The sequence below is a fragment of the Acidimicrobiia bacterium genome, assembly GCA_012959995.1.
In the GTDB taxonomy this organism is placed as follows: Bacteria; Actinomycetota; Acidimicrobiia; order Acidimicrobiales; family MedAcidi-G1; genus MedAcidi-G2B.
The window spans coordinates 1-3,310 of the sequence record DUCC01000017.1 but is presented as its reverse complement, the minus strand read 5'-3'; the positions used below and the strand labels follow the sequence as shown (position 1 = coordinate 3,310).

Annotated in this window: 3 protein-coding genes and 1 pseudogene; 2 read left to right on the top strand and 2 right to left on the bottom strand. The window is 51.1% G+C overall.

Annotated features, from left to right (window positions below):
• The coding region (locus EYQ49_05230) for a pentapeptide repeat-containing protein (protein HIG25278.1) at positions 1–540 on the bottom strand (540 nt) is incomplete at its 3' end.
• Between the two features lie 498 nt (positions 541–1,038).
• On the opposite strand from EYQ49_05230, the pseudogene EYQ49_05225 reads away from it, so the two are divergent.
• Positions 1,039–1,632 (top strand): annotated as a pseudogene (locus EYQ49_05225) (hypothetical protein).
• 141 nt (positions 1,633–1,773) lie between these two features.
• A complete protein-coding gene (locus tag EYQ49_05220; GenBank protein HIG25277.1) occupies positions 1,774–2,649 on the top strand; it encodes a hypothetical protein in 876 nt (291 codons plus the stop codon).
• Positions 2,650–2,677: 28 nt separating this feature from the next.
• Here EYQ49_05220 and EYQ49_05215 read toward each other — a convergent pair.
• Positions 2,678–3,310: SDR family oxidoreductase (locus tag EYQ49_05215; protein ID HIG25276.1), on the bottom strand; the 633-nt coding region annotated here is incomplete at its 5' end.

Sequence of the window (3,310 nt, the reverse complement as noted above, 5' to 3'; positions counted from 1 at the left end):
TGCTTCTCGGAAGTTGGCCTCTTCTATATATGTTGCACCAGTAAAATCAGCACCCGTAAGGTCTGCTTGGGTAAAGTCGGTACCCGGCGCCGTGCTGCCCATTTGGCCAAGCAAAAAGGCGCCAGTAAAGTTGGCACCCCTAAGGTCTGCTTGGATAAAGTCGACGCCGCCAAGGTACGCACCGGAAAAATCGGTACCCCGGAGATCGGCGCCGACAAAGGATGACCGTTCAAGAAAAGCATTGTGTAAATCTGCTCCTGCCAAGTCTTCATAAGCGAACTGCCCTCCAAAGGGGTTGCCCCAGTCATCGACCCCTTCATACCGGCATCCCCATGTTTCGTCTTCTTGGCCGCGCTGGAACTCGCAACCCCGGTCTCGAAGAAGTGCCTCCGCTCTCGCCAAAACGAGTCGAGTATTTGTACGGCGTAGTTCTCCAACCAAATCAGAAACCTGTGAACTGAGTTGTTCCAAGCCCTCTTGGTTTCCTTCTGCTCCGGCGGGAGCCAGGTTTTCTACCTGGGAGGCCAGTTCGAGAATCATTTCGCCCATCTCGTTGACCTTGTCTTCGAGTTTGGCTAGGGCCTTATCAGACGGAGGAGGAGGTTCTTCTTCCCCGTCCATGTTTAGCATTGGGATTGCAGCATTTCTGGTGGTGGTCTGGCCATCGGTATCGGAGGCAACAATGCCAAGAACAATTAAGGCAGCAAAAATGGTGAGCCCGACAACTTTTTGTATGCCTTCTGACACAACGATTCCTCCGGTTTGATTGACAGCGATTGTTTAGCATAAATGTCACCAAGTATTCAAACAAGGTCCGCTCTATCGTTGGCAGAACGACGAACAGAGCCATCCACAAACCATCCACATAAGGTCGGTAAAAGCCGGTTTTGAACGGTAAAGGGTGGTCACTGGAAACATGCATTGACCTGCACTTTTAATGAAAACCGCAGGTCAGCGAATTGTGCTTGTTCTCCCTTACAAGGAGGATGTCGGGGGTTCAAGTCCCTCCACGCCCACCGAGTTGCTTAACATGCCGGAATGTGTGGTAGTTTCAAATCTGCCAAACGATTGGGACGGGCTGTGTTTCGTAAATCAAAAAGCGTAAAGAACAGCGTATTTTTAACTTTAGTTATTGGTTCCGGTACCATTCTGGGCTTTGCCAACCCCGCAAGTGCGGGAAGTGTTGATTCTCTTTCAGTTTCCAACGCTGCCTGTACCGGGTATGACGGTGAGGTAACGGTAACCGTCACTGTTGAATCAAATGAAATAGGGGTGGGAGAGTACCCATGGATTACCCATGCTCAGGGCGGTTGGAGAGTAAGTGCCGGCATCGGTTTTACTTATGGGGAGCCGTTTTCAACTGGTTTTCAGTACATAGTGGCAGACGGGGATCGAACTAATCAGGAAGTTGACGGCACCTGGGTGAAGTTGAGTTATCAACTTGAGGTTTATAACTCCTCAAATGTTTTTGACCGTATTTTGGATTCTTCCAGTATTGCTTTTGACTGTTCGACCGGCGAGTTAGATAGCGATTTCGACAAAGCTTTTGATTCAAGCGATAATTGTCCGAATACTGCGAACGCTGACCAGCTAGACACGGACGGTAATGGTCAAGGCGATGTTTGCGATCCGGGCCCTGCAGCGTTCTCGGCGCTTTCAGTAACTACTTCTACTTGTACTGGGTATGGCGGAAGGGTAGATGTTTCTTATTGGTACAGAGAGAGTGATGTTGATGAATCAGCGGGTGAGTATGCGGTTCGTGTATCTTCGCATCTGGAATCCAATGTGACTTCTTTGCATGGCACGTTGGGTTCTTTTACCGATTCAGTTCAGTACATAGTGGCAGACGGGGATCGAACTAATCAGGAAGTTGACGGCACCTGGGTGAAGTTGAGTTATCAACTTTCGGTTAATAACTCGTCTAATTTCTTGGATCGCACGTTGGATTCTTCCAGTATTGCTTTTGACTGTTCAACCGGCGAGCTAGATAGCGATTTCGACAAAGCTTTTGATTCTGCAGATAACTGCTCAGGCCTAGCTAATGAAAGTCAAACTGACACTGATGGCAATGGTGCGGGGGACGCTTGCGATGACGATGACGACGGCGACGGGGTGGCCGACACTACAGACAATTGTTTGTTAGTTGTAAACGCAGATCAGGTAGATGTAGACACCGACGGCATTGGCGATGCGTGCGACTCAGATGTTGTTGTACCCACCACTTCAACGACTACTGCTGCGCCCACCCCACCTACTTCAACCACAGCGACACCAGAAGATTCCGTTAGTACTCCCACCGTTCTTCCTGAGGAAGAAGGTTCTGTCACCACCACGGCGCCAGAAGCGCCGGATGCTTCAATCCTGCTTGAGGGGGACGGCGAAGTGAGTACGACGACTAGCGGAGCAAACTCTGAGACAGCCCCGCCATTCGCTACTGAAGACGGCGGTCAAGAAGTAGCCGCCACGACGAAGCCATCAGAGGAAACCATCACCATGAAGGAGGCAACTGAGAGCAGCGACGAAGCCGCCGTGCCACTTTCCGAAGACGAAAGTGAAAATGGGGGCGGGGTAAACCTCTTTATTGTGCTCTTTTTACTCTCAATCGTTGGCGCCGCCGGCTCTGCCTACTGGCGTAAGTCTCAATCTTAAAACCAAAAACCAGGTTCAATCTCTAGGCCTAACCCAACGTCAGCCCGCCGTCAATTACGGCAATATCGCCGGTTTGGTAAGTGTTGCGCAAAATAGCAATCACCGCTTCGGCGCAATCTTCGCTGGTCGCTGACCGGCCCATGGGGGAGCGTTCCGCCACCACGGCATGCAACACATCCCACGACTCAGTCCACGGGGTTTCTACCAAACCAGGAGCTACAGCGTTTACCCGCACCGTGGGGCCCAACACGTTGGCCATCAAACGCGTCATGTGGTTCAACGCAGCTTTAGACACCGAATACGGAATCGAACTACCTACCGGCCGCAACCCAGCGATAGAAGTAATGTTGACAATGTTGCCTGCCCCGCTGGCTTCAAGAGCCGGCACCGCAGCCCGGCTCAAATACCAGGTACCGAAAACGTTGACATCCATAATGCGGCGAAACACCTCTTCAGAAACAGCATCTAAATCTTCATGAGGGATAACCGCCGTGAACCCCGCATTGTTGACCAAAATATTTAAACCACCAAAAATCTCCACCGTGGCCGCCACCAAAGCCTTGCAGTCGTCTTCGCTGCTGATGTCGGCTTGAAAATAAGCAGCATTTTTCCCCAACTCAACGGCCAAATCTTGCCCGGCCTCCACCGATGACGAAGAATT